16 protein-coding genes are annotated in these 16,419 nt (G+C 44.5%); 3 read left to right on the forward strand and 13 right to left on the reverse strand.

Translation table 11 applies throughout. The features are described 5' to 3' along the window. Positions 1–7: 7 nt before the first annotated feature. The 4 genes from tsaD to MFP28_RS10070 are packed head-to-tail and all read right to left on the reverse strand — an operon-like array spanning position 8 to position 2,617. Entirely contained in the window at positions 8–1,018 is a 1,011-nt protein-coding gene (gene tsaD / locus MFP28_RS10055) for a tRNA (adenosine(37)-N6)-threonylcarbamoyltransferase complex transferase subunit TsaD (RefSeq protein ID WP_002907338.1), read from the reverse strand. Further along, positions 1,008–1,460: a ribosomal protein S18-alanine N-acetyltransferase gene (gene rimI, locus MFP28_RS10060; protein ID WP_002907339.1), complete on the reverse strand. Its 453-nt coding sequence runs from the start codon at positions 1,458–1,460 to the stop codon at positions 1,008–1,010. The genes tsaD and rimI overlap by 11 nt, the downstream gene beginning before the upstream one ends. Beyond that, entirely contained in the window at positions 1,457–2,143 is a 687-nt protein-coding gene (gene tsaB, locus MFP28_RS10065) for a tRNA (adenosine(37)-N6)-threonylcarbamoyltransferase complex dimerization subunit type 1 TsaB (protein ID WP_002907340.1), read from the reverse strand. The genes rimI and tsaB overlap by 4 nt, the downstream gene beginning before the upstream one ends. Before the next feature lie 9 nt (positions 2,144–2,152). Continuing rightward, positions 2,153–2,617, reverse strand: a complete 465-nt coding sequence (locus MFP28_RS10070) for a MarR family winged helix-turn-helix transcriptional regulator (RefSeq protein WP_000225125.1) — start codon at positions 2,615–2,617, stop codon at positions 2,153–2,155. A 132-nt stretch (positions 2,618–2,749) separates the two neighbouring features. Between MFP28_RS10070 and MFP28_RS10075 the strand changes: the two genes are divergently transcribed. The 3 genes from MFP28_RS10075 to rnjA all read left to right on the forward strand — a co-directional run bounded on the left by MFP28_RS10075 (position 2,750) and on the right by rnjA (position 6,066). Then, a complete protein-coding gene (locus MFP28_RS10075) occupies positions 2,750–3,802 on the forward strand; it encodes an SDR family oxidoreductase (RefSeq protein ID WP_032916093.1) in 1,053 nt (350 codons plus the stop codon). Positions 3,803–4,149: 347 nt separating this feature from the next. Beyond that, positions 4,150–4,380 (forward strand): DNA-dependent RNA polymerase subunit epsilon, encoded by a 231-nt coding sequence (locus tag MFP28_RS10080; RefSeq protein WP_002907342.1) that lies wholly within the window; start codon positions 4,150–4,152, stop codon positions 4,378–4,380. 3 nt (positions 4,381–4,383) lie between these two features. Continuing rightward, the gene (gene rnjA / locus MFP28_RS10085) at positions 4,384–6,066 is read left to right on the forward strand and encodes a ribonuclease J1 (RefSeq protein WP_002898451.1); all 1,683 of its coding nucleotides are present in this window, start codon (positions 4,384–4,386) and stop codon (positions 6,064–6,066) included. Positions 6,067–6,078: 12 nt separating this feature from the next. Here the strand turns inward: rnjA and MFP28_RS10090 are convergent, their stop codons facing one another. From MFP28_RS10090 to MFP28_RS10130, 9 genes are all read right to left on the reverse strand, one after another. After that, positions 6,079–6,840 carry a DNA alkylation repair protein gene (locus tag MFP28_RS10090; protein WP_002907343.1) on the reverse strand — a complete coding sequence of 254 codons (762 nt, stop codon included), beginning with the start codon at positions 6,838–6,840 and terminating at the stop codon, positions 6,079–6,081. After that, complete coding sequence (locus MFP28_RS10095; protein ID WP_002907344.1) at positions 6,824–7,411, reverse strand: TetR/AcrR family transcriptional regulator; 588 nt, start codon at positions 7,409–7,411, stop codon at positions 6,824–6,826. The genes MFP28_RS10090 and MFP28_RS10095 overlap by 17 nt, the downstream gene beginning before the upstream one ends. Continuing rightward, entirely contained in the window at positions 7,404–7,823 is a 420-nt protein-coding gene (locus MFP28_RS10100; RefSeq protein WP_002907345.1) for a VOC family protein, read from the reverse strand. The genes MFP28_RS10095 and MFP28_RS10100 overlap by 8 nt, the downstream gene beginning before the upstream one ends. An 89-nt stretch (positions 7,824–7,912) precedes the next feature. Further along, positions 7,913–8,332: a GNAT family N-acetyltransferase gene (locus MFP28_RS10105; protein WP_002907347.1), complete on the reverse strand. Its 420-nt coding sequence runs from the start codon at positions 8,330–8,332 to the stop codon at positions 7,913–7,915. Positions 8,333–8,386: 54 nt separating this feature from the next. Beyond that, entirely contained in the window at positions 8,387–9,733 is a 1,347-nt protein-coding gene (gene glnA, locus MFP28_RS10110; protein WP_002896640.1) for a type I glutamate--ammonia ligase, read from the reverse strand. Positions 9,734–9,764: 31 nt separating this feature from the next. Next, positions 9,765–10,130 (reverse strand): MerR family transcriptional regulator, encoded by a 366-nt coding sequence (locus MFP28_RS10115; protein ID WP_002907348.1) that lies wholly within the window; start codon positions 10,128–10,130, stop codon positions 9,765–9,767. A gap of 79 nt (positions 10,131–10,209) precedes the next feature. Next, positions 10,210–10,734 (reverse strand): FUSC family protein, encoded by a 525-nt coding sequence (locus MFP28_RS10120; protein WP_002898470.1) that lies wholly within the window; start codon positions 10,732–10,734, stop codon positions 10,210–10,212. 177 nt (positions 10,735–10,911) lie between these two features. Further along, positions 10,912–11,577: a COG3942 and LysM peptidoglycan-binding domain-containing protein gene (locus MFP28_RS10125; RefSeq protein WP_002907349.1), complete on the reverse strand. Its 666-nt coding sequence runs from the start codon at positions 11,575–11,577 to the stop codon at positions 10,912–10,914. 171 nt (positions 11,578–11,748) lie between these two features. After that, positions 11,749–16,314: an antigen I/II family LPXTG-anchored adhesin gene (locus MFP28_RS10130; RefSeq protein ID WP_002907350.1), complete on the reverse strand. Its 4,566-nt coding sequence runs from the start codon at positions 16,312–16,314 to the stop codon at positions 11,749–11,751. Positions 16,315–16,419: the final 105 nt, after the last annotated feature.

The following is a 16,419-nucleotide window of genomic DNA, read 5'->3' on the forward strand; positions in this document are numbered from 1 at the left end:
TTCTCCCTTACTCCATCGTTTCAAAAGCCAGACTCGGCTTAGCATTGAGGTCCAAACTGGCAAAATTCTTCTTATTCCACTCACTGACACTAGCATAGGCAATCATACCAGCATTGTCACCGCAGAGGCGAAGAGGCGGAATAACCACCTTCACATCCTGAATCTCAGCTGTCAAGCGTTCTCTCAGGCCTTGATTAGCCGCAACACCGCCCGCCACGACCAGAGTCTTGACTGGATATTTTTCCAGCGCTTTTTTAGTCTTGGCCATGAGAATATCCATGACCGCCGCCTGAAAGCTTGCTGACAGGTCTTGATTAGACAAGACCTCTCCTTTTTGCTGGGCATTGTGGTGCAGGTTGATAAAGGCCGACTTGAGGCCGGAAAAAGAAAATTCCAGATTGTCTTCCTTAATCATAGCCCGCGGAAAATCATAAATATCCTGTCCCTCATGAGCTAACTGATCAATCTCTCGACCTGCTGGATAGGTCAAGCCCATGACTCGCCCGACTTTATCATAGGCTTCACCGACCGCATCATCGCGGGTCTCCCCCACAATCTTATAGTCACCAGCCTGACTGACATAGACCAGCTCAGTATGGCCGCCACTGACCAAGAGAGCCAGCAAGGGAAATTCCAAGGGCTCCACGCTCTGGGCTGCCATCAGGTGTCCAGCCATATGATTGACCGGAATCAAGGGAATATCATGAGCCCAAGCAAAGGACTTAGCCGCTGCCAAGCCGACCAGAAGCGCCCCGACTAGACCAGGACCATAGGTGACCGCCACCGCTGTGACTTGCTCCTCGCTAATCCCTGCTTCTGCCAAGGCTTCCTCAATGCAAACCGTAATGACCTCCACATGGTGACGGCTGGCCACTTCCGGTACCACTCCGCCAAAACGCTTGTGGCTCTCAATCTGGCTGGCAATGACATTGCTCAAAAGCTCCGTCTCATTCTTCAGAACCGCCACACTGGTCTCATCACAGGAAGTCTCAAAAGCTAAAATATATCTATCTTTCATGGATCTCTCTTTTCATGACAATCGCATCTTCCACCGGCGCATGGTAGTAGGCCTTTCGCCGCGCAATTTCTTCAAATCTTTCTTTTTTGTAAAATAGCAGAGCTGGCCTGTTTGACTCTCTCACTTCGAGGAATATTTCCTTGTCGGAAGGCAAAAAGTCAAACAAGGCTGTCGCGATTTTCTGCCCCTGATAGTTAGGCAATACAGCAATCTGCAGAACTTCTGCTTCAAAGTCTGTATCCTGCCAGACTAAAAAGCCGACAAGCTGACTCACATCTTCTGCTAGCGCACATCTATTCACATTCGAGAGCAGGATCTCTTCCAATTGACCCACAGTCCAAGGGCTGACCGCATAGACTGCAAGTAAGAGCTGTTCCAGCTCTTCTGCTAGAACTGCCACGTCCACATCCGAGCTGTCGCTCCATTTTCTCAACTTAATCATAGGCGCTGAATGTAAGAATTACTGGATTCCTGGTGGGTCTTGAGCCAATTTTCCTCGGCTTCTACCCGCTTGAGATAGTTAGGAACAAAGTCATGAATAGACTGGGCTGGCAGGTCTAAACCGAGACGACCAATAGCTGCCGCATCTGGTAAAGTCGGCTGAACCGATACCCCAGGAAGAGCAGCTTCAATCTGCTCCGCAAACACTGCAGTCTCTCCGACAAAGGTGACTGGCTGATCAGCAACGCCAGCTATTTCCAAAACCTCTGCCAATGGCAGATGATCCTCCGGCCGTACAGACTGACCAGACTGATAAAAGCCAGCATAGACATTATTGCGGCGGGCATCCATGACAGGAATGACCAAACCTTCCACCTGCTCTGGGACTAAAGCCAGCAAACTAGACACACCGACCAGCTCAATCTTGAGGGTATGAGCCAGAGTCTTGGCTGTCGCCACCGCCATTCGCAGACCTGTGTAGCTGCCCGGACCCTGAGCAACTACGATACGATCCAAATCCGTCGGCTTCATGTCCAGACTATTCATCAGAAAATCAATAGCCGGCATCAGGGTAATGCTGTGGTTTTTCTTTATATTTAAAGTCATCTGCGCCAGCAAGGTCTCGTCCTCTAAAATCGCGAGCGTCAGCGCCTTACTTGACGTATCAAAAGCTGCAATCTTCATGCTTATCCTCTATTTTTCCTCTTGCCGCCAAAGTGAGCGGCGTTTTAATTTGTCTTCGTAGAAACTATCTACCAAAAATTCCTCTAAAATCTGGCTAAAAGCCTCCAAATTAGGCACTTGCTGCGCCAAGTGTTTCCCAAAAATCGCTTCTTGCTCAGCAATCTTGGGCAGCAAATCCGCTCCAGCAGCAGTCAAGCTCAAGCGAGAACTGCGCTTGTCCTTGCTAGAAATTTCCTTCTTGACCAAGCCTTTTTTAATCAAAGCCTGCACCAAGCGACTAGGGCTTTTTTCCTCACAAATCAGGGATTCCCCCAAGCCCTTGAGAGACAGCGGAGCATGTTCGCCCAAAACGAGCAAGACCTCGCTTTGATTGGGCGTAATTCCCAAAGGCTCTAGCAACTTCCCATATTCTCTCGTCGCTAAGCTCTCTGCACTTCTAAACAAATAGCCAAATCGAATTCCTTCTGCTACCACGCTGCTCTCCTTTCAAAAATCACTTCTATACTATTTTACACTAGATTAGGTAAATTGTTGACAATTTTAGTTAAAAAATATAAAATCTTAAATAGATGATATATCATCTATTTGCAAAAGGAGGAAAAACGGATGACCCCAAACCCTACAAATCAAAAACCAGCTAGAACAATGACCCACGCTTTTGTGACTGGTGCGACCGGTCTTTTAGGAAATAATCTCGTGCGTGCTCTGCTAAAAGAAAACATTCAAGTGACCGCTCTCGTTCGCTCCGAGGAAAAAGCGCGCAAACAATTTGCCGACCTGCCTATCCAGATTGTCAAGGGGGATATTTTAGAGCCCAAAAGCTATCGTGACTATCTAGCAGGCTGCGACAGCCTCTTTCATACCGCTGCTTTTTTCCGCGATAATTATAAAGGCGGCAAGCACTGGCAGGAGCTCTACGACACTAATATTATAGGCACAAATAACCTCCTAGAAGCTGCTTACGAGGCTGGTATCCGCCAATTTGTCCATACTTCCTCCTGTGTCGTACTGGAAGGTGAGGCCAATCAGCTAATCGATGAAAGCATGTCTCGCTCAAAAGATACTCCTTTTGATTACTATCGCAGCAAGATTTTGAGTGAAGAGGCCGTTCGTGATTTCTTGGACAAGCATTCAGATGTTTTCGGTTGCTTTATCTTGCCGAGTGTAATGTTGGGTCCTAGAGACCTTGGTCCGACCTCCAGTGGGCAGCTGATTATCAATTTTGTAGAGCAAAAACTTCCAGGTATCTTAAAGGCTAGCTATAATATGGTGGATGCTAGAGATGTAGCAGATATTCATCTCCGCGCCATGAAATACGGACGCTCAAAGGAGCGCTATCTGGCAGTTGGACGGCAAGTGACCATGACAGAATTGTACCAAATACTGGAAAAAATTACTGGCGTTCCCGCCCCCAAGCGCAAGATCTCCCCTCTTTTCGTCAAAATCTATGCCCAAGCAAGTGAGCTCTACCACCGGCTCACCAAAAAACCAATTTTGATTACCAATGAGCTCGCTCATCTCATGGCCGAAGAATATCTCAAAAGTAATTTTAGCTTTGCCAAAACCGAGAGCGAGCTAGGCGGACAGCATCGCCCTCTCGAAGAAAGCATAGCTGACGTGGTAGATTGGTACCGCAAGCACGGCTATTTCGCCAAATAAGCAGCCCTCAAAATCAAGTGACCAAATGTTCATCGCTTGATTTTTCTTTTTGTCAAGCCGCTTTGGCTGAAAAACCGTCTCTGAAATTCACCGTCCCGACTTGCTTCCTAAGCTCATTCTATGGTATAATTACAATAATAATTAAACATCAGGTCAATTTCATTACTCTTACTTTTCCATAAGATACAAGGCTAAAACAGCATTTTAGCCTCTTCATTTGAGTAAGCCCTATCAGAAGTCACAGCAATCGCTCACTTTCCATTTATCATTTTTAATTTATCATGTGAAGAAATGCGCTAACGCCTGCCTTCTTTTATTTTTTAGACCTTATCACAGAAAGGAATCTTATGATTTACAAAGTTTTTTATCAGGAAACAAAAGAGCGCAGTCCGCGCCGTGAAAAGACACGTGCCCTTTATTTAGAGATTGAAGCAGCTAATCAATTGGAAGGCCGTATTCAGGCTCGTAAGTTAGTCGAAGAAAATACCCCTTACAATATTGAATTTATCGAGCTCTTGTCTGACAAACACCTCGAATACGAAAAAGAGTCAGGCACTTTTGAATTGACGGAGTTCTAACCCATGGCATATACCTTAAAACCCAAAGAAGTTGGCGTTTTTGCGATTGGTGGGTTAGGCGAAATCGGTAAAAACACCTACGGGATTGAATACCAAAATGAAATCATCATCGTGGATGCCGGTATCAAGTTCCCAGAAGACGACCTACTAGGAATTGACTATGTCATTCCCGACTACTCTTATATCGTGGAAAATATTGACCGCGTAAAAGCTGTCCTCATCACCCACGGGCACGAGGACCATATCGGCGGTATTCCTTTCCTGCTCAAGCAAGCCAATGTTCCTATCTATGCTGGTCCTTTGGCCCTGGCCCTCATTCGCGGCAAGTTAGAAGAGCATGGACTTTTGCGTGATGCCAAGCTCTATGAAATCAATCAAAACACAGAACTGCAGTTCAAGCATCTGAAAGCTACTTTCTTCCGGACAACCCACTCTATTCCAGAGCCTTTGGGAATTGTCATCCATACGCCGCAGGGTAAGATTGTCTGTACCGGTGACTTCAAGTTTGACTTTACACCAGTCGGTGAGCCGGCCGACCTGCACCGCATGGCTGCTCTGGGCGAGGAAGGCGTTCTCTGCCTCCTATCTGACTCGACCAATGCTGAAGTTCCGACCTTTACCAATTCCGAAAAAGTGGTCGGGCAATCTATCATGAAGATTATCGAAGGCATACATGGACGGATTATTTTCGCCTCCTTTGCCTCAAACATCTTCCGGCTCCAGCAGGCAGCAGATGCTGCTGTCAAGACCGGCCGTAAGATTGCAGTCTTTGGCCGCTCCATGGAAAAGGCTATTGTCAACGGGATTGAGTTGGGCTATATCAAGGTTCCTAAAGATACCTTCATCGAGCCAAATGAACTCAAGGACTACCCAGCTGGCGAAGTGCTGATTATGTGTACCGGAAGTCAGGGTGAGCCGATGGCAGCCCTGTCTCGGATTGCCAATGGTACCCACCGTCAGGTTCAACTGCAACCAGGAGATACAGTCATCTTCTCATCCAGCCCTATCCCTGGTAATACGACCAGCGTTAACAAGCTGATTAACATTATTTCCGAAGCCGGTGTAGAAGTGATTCACGGCAAGATTAACAACATCCACACCTCTGGACACGGTGGCCAACAAGAGCAGAAACTCATGCTCCGCTTGATCAAGCCTAAATATTTCATGCCAGTCCATGGTGAATACCGTATGCAGAAAGTCCATGCAGGTCTAGCAGTTGATACTGGAGTACCAAAAGACAATATCTTCATCATGAGTAATGGTGATGTGTTGGCTCTGACAGCTGACTCAGCTCGTATTGCCGGCAGCTTCAACGCTCAGGATATTTATGTTGATGGGAACCGCATTGGTGAAATCGGAGCTGCTGTCCTGCGCGACCGTAAAGACCTATCAGAGGACGGCGTTGTCCTGGCTGTCGCAACGGTTGACTTTGAGTCCAAGATGATTTTAGCTGGTCCAGATATTCTCAGCCGTGGCTTTATCTACATGCGCGAATCAGGTGACCTCATTCGCCAAAGCCAGCGCATCCTCTTCAATGCCATTCGCATTGCACTCAAGAATAAAGACGCCAGCGTCCAATCTGTCAGCGGCGCTATCGTCAACGCCTTGCGTCCTTTCCTCTACGAAAGCACCGAGCGCGAACCTATTATTATTCCGATGGTGCTTACACCAGACGAAGATAACTAAAAACAAGCTTTGCTAGATCAGCAAAGCTTGTTTTTCTGCTTTATTTTTTGTTCGCGAAGCATGCTTAATAATCCAAGCGCAACTCGGACTCAATTCTTCCTCTTGCCAAGCTCCAATCACACTCTCAAATTTTTCAGGATCTTCTTTATATAAATCATTCAGATTATTAGCGACACTTTTTTGGATTGATTTATCCGCATCATCCTTTAGATTCCTTAAAATAGCAGTAAACTTATCAAAATAATCTAAGACCACAGTCTGCTTCTTAGCCCAAGGCAGTCGGATACGCATACACTCACTGGCTAATCTGCGGACGCGCATATTCTCATCTTGGCTCCACTCTAGCAGTAAATCCATGGTAGCTTTAGGATAATTAGCCAGCAAGGGCCGCATGGAAAATTCTCCAGTAAATCGCTTGGTTAATTCCTTGCTGAAGGCTGCACTTAGATCGAATTCCTGACCTCCATAAAGTTCTACGTATTTGCCAATCGGCCACAACCAGTACCCCTCTGAGAACATCCCCAGGCCGCCCTCTAACTCTGGCCCAAGTATCTGCTCAAAAATCTTCAGAGAATCAGCATAAGAAAGCGGCAAGCATTCTTTGATACTCTTTGCAAGCAGCTCTTGACGCTGAGTAAATTCCAAAGCCTCTAAGTCGCTTTCAACTAGAGACATAAAATACTGAGCATCAAACTTATCTGTAACTTCTTGCAAGCGACGGCTCAAATCCTCCGCATAAACCAAATCATAATAATCTTTAACCTTTTTCGCCATAATTTCTAAATCCCCTTAACAGACTTCTCACTGCTCCTCTGACTTCTGCTTCTTCCTCTTTCTCAGCCAGAAAAAGAGACAACTCGTTCAAGGCGCCTGAAATCATATGAGCTGCCATATCCAAATCAATAGAGATAAGTCTTCTTTCTTTAGATAAAATGTCTAATTGTTCTCTCAAATGAAAGAAAGAATTAGCCTCGTCCTGACGACGCCACTCTTTCCACTCAACGACATTGGGACCATCGAGCAGGAGAATACGTCTATTTTCGGTCAAGGTCGCAAAACGAACAAAAGCAACACAGCCTTCCACCAACTGCTCCCAAGAATCGTGTGCTTCCAGGGCATTTTTTTCTACATAAAATCCCAGTTCGGACTGAATTTGTGCCAGTACGGCGGTAAATAAAGTTTTCTTATTCCCGAAATGATGATAAAGTGCGCCTCTTGTCATTCCCAATTCATCTACAATTTCTTCCAAGGAAGTTTCTGCATAACCCTTTAAAGAAAAATGTTTCCGGGCGATAGCTAATATTTTCTTGCTTGTCTCTAGAGAAGCCTGCTGTTTTTTATTCATCTTCACTCTCCAAATAATTTGCCGCAAACTCAGCGCTAGGTGGAATTACTTGAATCACATCAACCAAAACAGAACCCGGCGCTTCCACAATGAAATGGCGCTGACCAAAATCTTCACTCTTAATAGGAAGAAGGAACTCCATTTCTTCTTGCTGACGCAATTCTTCATAAAGAAAATCCACATTGTCAACTTCGATATTGATGATTAGACCACTCGCCTTAGACTGGTAGGCTTGTGGCACTGTCCCATGCTTGCTATCAATAAAAGCAAGCTCAAAACCACTCTCGATATTCTTTAAACTAATATACCAATCTGAACGGAAGGTTTCCTGAAATTGGAAATAGTCAATGAAAAATTGTGCAGCTTGATGGACATCTTCGCTCATTAAAACGGGGTATAAACTGGTAATCATTTGTTCTCCTTTTCTTAAACTTTATTTTAACATACATACTGAATGTATGCAAATGAATATTAAAAAACAGAAGCCAAATTGACTTCCATCTATTTGAAAATGGCTTCGTTTAATCGCTTGATAAAATGATATTTGGTAATGTCCTTTTGTGGGACATCTGATAGACTGGCGTAGATTTCATAACCTTGCTTGATGTAAAAATCCTTGGCCTGATAAGATTTAGTGGACAAGGTAATGCTAGTTACTCCAGCTTCTACGGCCTTTTCTTCTAATTCTACCAGCAGACTGGCTCCCAAACCTTTTTTCTGATGTTCTTTATCCACCACCAAAGCCTTGACATGAATATTTTCCAACACCTGTTGGGCATGGAGCAAGGCAATTAACTGGCCATCTTCCTCCCGCCTTAGATAATAATCTTGAGGTTCAAGTTTTTCAAGCATATCTGGACCAAAACAAGCCTCATATTGCTCATCAAAAACACGCTTAATAAAATCATGAAATTTTTCCATCTTTCTCCTCCTCCACGAAAAAGCAGGGGATATGCCAATCCTCCTGCTCTAAGTTTAGTATAAATCCAGATAATTATCCACTTCCCATTGGGAGACAAAGGTTGCATAGCTAGCCCACTCGATACGCTTAGCTTCTAAGAAGCTCGTATAGATATGCTCGCCAAGAGCTGCTTTCACAACTTCATCTTCTGTCAAGGCCTTTAAGGCATTATGAAGAGTTGATGGCAAGTCTGTAATTCCTGCTTCCTTACGCTCCTCTGGAGTCATGATATAGATGTTTTCTTCGATTGGGGCTGGAGCTTCGATTTTATTTTCGACACCGTGCAGGCCAACTTCCAAGAGAACTGCCATAGCGATATATGGATTGGCCATCGGATCAACCGAACGCAGCTCCAAGCGAGTACCCATACCACGAGAGGCTGGCACGCGCACCAACGGTGAACGATTGCGTCCTGCCCAGGCAATATAAACTGGTGCTTCATATCCAGGAACCAGACGTTTGTATGAGTTGACCGTTGGATTCATGATTGCTGTGTAGTTATAAGCATGGTTAATCAAACCACCCAAGAAATGGTAGGCTGTTTCTGACAGCTGCATACCCTTTGGATCTTCTGGATCGAAGAAGGCATTATTTCCGTCTTGATCAAAGAGGGACATGTTACAGTGCATACCAGATCCCGCAATGCCAAACTTAGGCTTAGCCATAAAGGTCGCATAAAGGCCGTGCTTACGAGCAATAGTTTTCACAACCAGCTTAAAAATCTGAATCTTGTCACAAGCCCGAAGCACTTCATCATACTTAAAGTCAATCTCGTGCTGGCCGACAGCTACCTCATGGTGGCTAGCTTCTACTTCAAAGCCCATCTTGGTCAGAACATTGACGATTTCCCGACGAGTATTGTCTGCCAAATCTGTCGGTGCCAAATCAAAATAACCGCCCTTGTCATTTACTTCCAGCGTCGGATCGCCATTTTCATCCAGCTTAAAGAGGAAAAACTCTGGCTCTGGTCCGAGGTTAAAGGATTTGAAGCCCAGCTCTTCCATATGCTTGAGGGCGCGCTTGAGGTTACTGCGAGGATCCCCTAGAAACGGTACATGATCTGTCGTGTAAACATCACAAATCAGACCCGCTACACTGCCGTTTTCATCTCCCCAGGGAAAGACTGTCCAAGTATCCAGATCAGGGTAAAGATACATATCTGATTCATTGATACGGACAAAACCTTCAATGGAAGAACCATCAAACATGGCTTTATTGGATAAGACCTTGTCAAGCTGTTCATCCGTGGCAGGAATTTCCACATTCTTCATAGTCCCTAAAATATCAGAGAACATAAGACGAATAAAGGTAACATTTTTCTCTTTTACTTCGCGACGGATATCAGCTGCTGTAATAGACATTAAATTTCTCCTTGTAATTCAAACAAAATAGCTATGGTCGACGCATCTGACCAAAGGTTGGCAGAGAAGAAGCAAAACGGCCTTGCTGCAAGATGTCATGATGCAGGGCACGGCGGACATCTTTGTCACTAATGGTCTTGCGGTACTTGGCTTCACGCTCAGCATATTTCCTCTTAATCGCAGCGATATTATGGCCTTCCGAAATATAATCCTTAATTTCTAAAAGGCGGTCCATATCATTCAAAGAATACATCCGACGATTGCCCTCATTCCGAGCAGGGGTAATCAGATTCTGGTCTTCATAATAACGGATCTGACGGGCAGATAGGTCCGTTAGTTTCATAACACTGCCGATGGGAAAGACTGCCATGTTTCGGCGAAACTCTTTTTCCTTCATTCAAATTCCTCTCTACGCACTATTATAGGACGAAATAAATCTTATGTCAAGAAATAATGTTAGATTTTCTTACACAGATTTATTTTTTCTTTTCAAAAATGGTTCGCAGCCGATCTATATCAGAATTTACCAGAATCGCAACAAAGACTCCCATGAAGGTTTCAAAGATTCTAGCAAAAACATACAAGATGGTATCTTCCGGCCGAATGGACAGGGTAATAATCAGCATGGCAGATACTCCGCCAATGACTCCCGCCTTGTTGTTCATAGCTACATTGGTCATAATTGTCAGCATGGTACAGACCGGCACCAAAAGGAGGGTGACCCAATACTGCTCCTTAAAAACACTATTGACAATGAAAAATAGCAGAGCGTAAAAACCACCGATGCTGTTTCCTAAGATTCGCGATGTCCCGAAGTGGACACTCTTATCAAAATCCTCACGAAGACTAAAGACTGCCGTCAAAGCACCGATTTGCAGCCCTTTCCAACCAAAAAGGCCAAAGAGCAGAAGGATGATGAATACAGCCAGACCGGTCTTAAAGGTACGCATGCCCAGACGAAATTTCGATTTATCAAACTTGTACTTATTGAAATAACTCATTAGTCTCCTTCCAGGAAATCCTCCCTCTCTTCATTTTAACATATTTCGTCTCAAAAAAACTCTTTCTGCTCAGGACTTTTCCCGCACAAAGAAAAAGCCCTATCAGCTAGCGCTTCAAGAGCTATCGACTATTTAAAAGCTGAGACATTATCTGTCCCAGCCTCGTTGTTATTATCTTTAGTTTGGATAGATATAGGTAACACCACCCATAAATTCATTGGGGTTAAAGTAGCCACGATAGTTGTTAATCTGCTTTTGGCGATTGTAGTTCGCTTCCAAGACCTGGATAGAGCTGTCGCTTTGCACATCTGTCACATAAGCAACATGTCCGTATTCGCCACCATCCCAAACTGCAATAGCGCCGGCTACTGGGACATTTCCTGTTGCATAACCCTGAGCACCAGCATTGATTGCCCAAGTATTAGCATTGCCCCACCAGTTGCTTGCCCAAGGAGCCATTTCTTTCACGCCCCAAGTACATTGGCCGATTGGGTAAGAATTGCCATAGTCAGTTGGTGTATTTAAGACAACATCTTCAGTATCAGATACCAAAGCAGCATCACTTGTCGCTTCATAAGCTGGAGCGCTGTAAGGATTGTATGTCTGAGCCAAAGCAGTGCCATTTACTTGCAGCACATCTCCTGGGTTAATCGTATCAAAAATTGATTTTCCATTATTGGCAGCAAGTTCGTAAGGATTCATCCCATTGGCACTAGCAATGGCAAAAAAAGAGTCCCCTTGCTGGACAACGTAAGAATCTGCATTGACAGCTTGAGCGCCGATTGTCGCTAACAAAGCTGTGGAAGTTAAACCAAGAGTCGCTTTAGCAAATGTTTTTTTCATAAATGTGTTTCTCCGTATAATTTGATGATAAAAAAATCATACCTCATTTACATGTCAGTTTTTTTAGAGTTATGTTTTTGTCATGTTACAAATAATTTAGACTTTTGCTACATGAGATTTTGCAGTATTTTTAAAGATAAAAGGCTAGGGATTCCCTAGCCTCATCTATTATCAGTCTTCCTTACCTTTCAATTTTCCTAGACCTAAAGCACCAATAATGGCTGCTAAACCTAGATATGGCAGATAGACTACATCTTTGGCTCCCGTTTCTGGCAGAAGAGAAACAGGAATCTTTTTAGCCACTGGAGTTGGATTGGCTCTTCTTGGATCGTTTACATCTGAAACAATCAGATGCTGTGACTTAGGAGTGACTGTTGTCACTGTATTTGAAGCATAGACCATACGATTGACGGTATTGATGTAGGTATTTTCAAAAGTACCCGCAGCAATCCGCTTCATCTGAAGATAAGTTTCAGCCTGAAAAGCTGAATCCAGAGAAATAGTCTCTAAGAATTCTTCCTTGAAACGAATAGAAATCAAGCCTTTCTCAAGATCAATATTCGCAGCTGTATACTCAGCCAAATCTGTACCAGCCTTTATCACCTTACCATCTTTGAGCGTGATGTCCACTTTGGCAAAGGTTTTGTAAACACCCGTGTACTCATCTCCTCGTTGGTCATAATCATCCATAAAGCTATAGTCTGTCAAACCTTCAGAGTGGTTAGCAGGGATCAAGCCTCCGATGAGACGATAGTTAAAATGCCGTCCCAAAGTCAGTTCCTTGCCATCCAAGTTCTCTGCACTTGTTGGATCCAAACTCAGGGTAATATCTTTTTCAGGACTGATTTTAGGAACATTGTTGACGACTACGTCTGTCGCATAACCATTTCCAAAGTCAATTTGATAAGCCCGGTTCTCGAATTTACCGCCTGTGCGACCCATTCCTTCTTTGACTGCCATAGGGCTTGTTATGGTCAAAGACTTACCTGTTACGACATATTGGTCATAAAAGACTTGGGCATCGTCTGCTGCAAAGAGTTGGAAAGAACCTTTGACAGTGATATTCGCCTTTTGAAGGAGCTCTCGAACTGCTGCAGGGGCTTTTTCAAGGCTCTCGTAGTGGGTCACTGTCACACCTGCCACAGCCTTGCCATCTGCATCTACTAGCTTGACTAATTCCGGACGAAGTTCAAGTGCTTCTTCCGGATAGTCATCTACATAGTAGAAACCTTTTTGAATCGTGCTCTTAGATGACTTGTCACCCTTATACTGATCCAAATCCCAAGTCAGCTCGTAGTAATTGGTCGAACCAGCCAAGACTTCCTTACCATCAATCACCAATCCCGCCTTATTTTTATTGACCTTGGTTGGCTTGATGTAATTATTGCTAGGATTGTCTGAATCATCAGGTTTGCCTGGCGTGGTCACGCGAACAACGTTTGAACGGATACCATAGGCATCATTGACGGTCAGGGTGAAATTATTAGTATAGGTTGCGCCATCATTGAGTACTCGGCCAACCACTGTTGTAAAGAGCGTAGCAACTTCTTTGGTCGTATCAGCGTTATAAGTAGCTAAGGTTGCTGCAGTTGCCTTGAATGTTACTGTGTGACTAGCCTTATCATAGCTGACTTCAAAACCTGCACTAGCAGCTTTTGTTGCTTCTAAGTCAACTTCATAACCACTTGGCAACGGATCAGCAATGACAAAAGAAGTCGTCTCGCTGCGTCCAGCTGGAAGAGCTTCTGTCTTTAAGGCAAACTGAACGATGGACTGCTTAGCTACAAGAGTCTTATCAATATTGATGCCTTGCTCATTGTGAATCTCTTTGTTAATCTGCGGTTGAGATTGCAAGAGATGATAATGATAATGCACAGTCGGAGCTACGGGCGCTGCTGGCTCTTTTTGATAAACAGGCTCTGCTGGTAAGGTTGGCAGCGGGCTATAAGTTGGTTCTACCGGCTTATTAGGCTCCGGTGTATCTTGTGTAGGAGTTGGCGCTGCCGGCTCCTTCTCATAAGTCGGTGCTGCCGGAGGTGTTGGCTCCTTTTCATAGGTCGGTTCTACCACTGCTGGCCGGACAGCTTTTTCTACTTCATAGCTTGGCTCAGATGGCTTACTAGGCTCTGGTGTTTCCGGTGTACGCGTCGGTGGCGTCGGATCTTTTTCATAAGTCGGTGCTGCCGGAGGTGTTGGAAGAGCCTTCGGTGTTGGTGTAGTTGGAGCTGGATCCAAAGGCTTAAGCGCTTCTTCGCTTGGCACTGCAGGAGCTGTAGGAGCTACTGGCGCTTCCGGTTCTTCTACTGTGATGATTGGCAGATCATTCGCTCGAACATCACCATTAATCGCAAACCAAATATTTGGCTTCTTAGGAGCTAGTTTGTCAGCCCTACGTGGATCAGTAGCCTCTGGCTGGCCTAACACTTCAGAAGAGGAAATTGTTCCAATCGTCATACTGTTGGTTGTGCCAGAAATTTCTACCGCTCCTGCTCCATACCATGAGTTAGGAGCATCTGTAGTGTCCCAGCCTGAGTCCGGCTGAGCATTCTTATACATGGTAAAGCGAGATCCGCCAACTCCTTTTTTGAAGTTTTCAGACTCAGTCGCATAAATTTGGCCGTTCTTTTCACCAATAGATGAACCTGAAATCTTGTTGAAAGTTCCGGTATAATCTTTGGCCATTTCGATAGAATTAGCTTCACGGTTGAGGGAAGCCACGGACATCAAGGCCTGATCAAAATTAATCGGTTGGCCTTTATCATCATAAAAGACAAATTCCGTCTTCACAAAGAGAGAGGTTGCATCTTCAAAATTTCCTGTATAAGCTGAAGCAAAAACTCCCATTGTCGGGTCTTTAAAAATACCTAACCAGGCCTTATCATTGCGGAATTGAGAGCTTGGATCAAGGGTATAAGTATAAACGATTTTAGAAACTTTTTTCCCTCGATAATAAGTTCCCTGAAGATTTGTATAGGTTGCAGTTGCAGACTGACCACGGCTGAGCAAAACAGAAGACCATTCAGTCGGCCCTTTACCACTTGTTACGTTAGAACTATAGTCTGCATACTTACCAACTGTACCAAAACTTTCCTGCTGGTTGGTCTGATAGTTAGCATTTTGAATATCCGTTACTTTGAAGTTGTCCAACTGGAAGAGTTTCTTAGAAAACTCTGCAGTATTCTTCACAGCGGCTTCCATGCCAGCATAGCTGACGAACTCGCCAGTTGTAGTCAGTGACAGATCAGCATTAGGTTCTGATTTGAAAACCAGGCTTTGCGCAATTGGACGGCTCAAATGACCGTCTTCAGTCTTCTTTGTTTCTGCGATAGCCAGTCCAGCCTTAATCTTGGCCTGTTCAGCATCATATTTAGCCTTATCTTGCTGATACTTGGCTAATTTTGTGTTATAGACAGCCAAATCTGCATTATACTGGGCCAACTGAGCTTGATAATTTGCTTGGGATTGAGCATTACGCTTCTTGATTTCTTCATTTTCAGCTGCTATAGTGGCATTCTTAGCTTGATTCTCTGCTAGCTTTTGCTCATATTCTTTTTTAGCTGCCGCATTTTCAGCTTCAACTTGAGCCTTTTTAGCTTCATAAGCTGCTAAATCTGCTTCATATTGAGCTTTTTTATCTTGATTTTCCTTTTGGATACGGGCCAATTCTGCCTGATAATTCGCCTGAGCCGCTTGATATGCCGCTTCATTATCAGCATTGGTCTTTCGGACAGTAGCTAAATCTGTTTGATATTGGGCAAGTGCTGCCTCGTAGGCCGCTTTTGCAGCCGCATTCCTCTGTTTAATAGCTTCATTATCAGTAGCAATCTTAGCATTGGCAGCTTGAGTGTCAGCCAAAGCTTTTTCATACCGGGCCTTAGCTGCCGCATTCGCTTTTTGAACACGATCAAGCTCACTTGCATAAGCCGCCAGGGCCGCATCATAATTAGCCTTTGTTTCCGCATTCAGTTTTTGAACACGAGCTAATTCTGCATCATAGGCCGCTTTTGCCGCTTGGTAAGCCGCCGCATTATCAGCATTGGTCTTTTGAACCGCTGCTAAATCTGTTTTGTATTTACTAAGGGCAGCTTCATAATCTGCTTTCAGCTGAGCATTTTCTGCTGTGATCCGAGCTACTTCTGCTTGATGAGCAGACAAATCTTTAGCATATTGCTCCGCTATCGCCTTGTTTTCTGCTGTAATCCGAGCTACTTCCGCCTCGTAGGCTGATACTTTTTCTTTGTACTCCTTGACCTTGGTATCAATCTCGGTTACCTGCGCTTGATAATCTGCTGCAATCTCCGCTTTTTTGTCTGCTGTTTCTTGAGCAGTCTGAGCTACTCCTTTGTCAACAGTTGGGTCTTTGACCACTGTCAGCCCAGCTTCTTGAGCTTTTTTGACGCTTTCATCTAAATCAGCTGTTGAAATAGTCACTGTCACACCGCCATCTGCCTGACTTGCTCGCGCCTGACTCTCTTTAGATACCTGACTAGCTAGTCCTTGGGCTTGAGGCAGATTGGTCGCTGCATTTCCAGGGCTCGCTATTTCAGTATTGATAGGACTATTGGTATCCGATACTACTTCATCTGCTCTTGCTTGCATCGTTGACGTTAAAAAAGCCGCACCCAGAACAGCACCGCATAAAGTTTTAACAGCCTTATTTTTCCGAAAACCAAAAACTTCTTTTTTCTTCATTTTTCTCCTCCCTCTGCTAACTTCTACAGTCAGCAGTTTTCCCATGCCTTCAGAAAATCAAAAAGTAATGGGAACCACCAATAGGAAGTTTCTTTCTCATTTTGACTCTCTTTAAACATCAGAATAAATATGTATCTTAATGCTATCAAG

The organism is Streptococcus sanguinis, from assembly GCF_050234405.1.
GTDB lineage: Bacteria > Bacillota > Bacilli > Lactobacillales > Streptococcaceae > Streptococcus > Streptococcus sanguinis_W.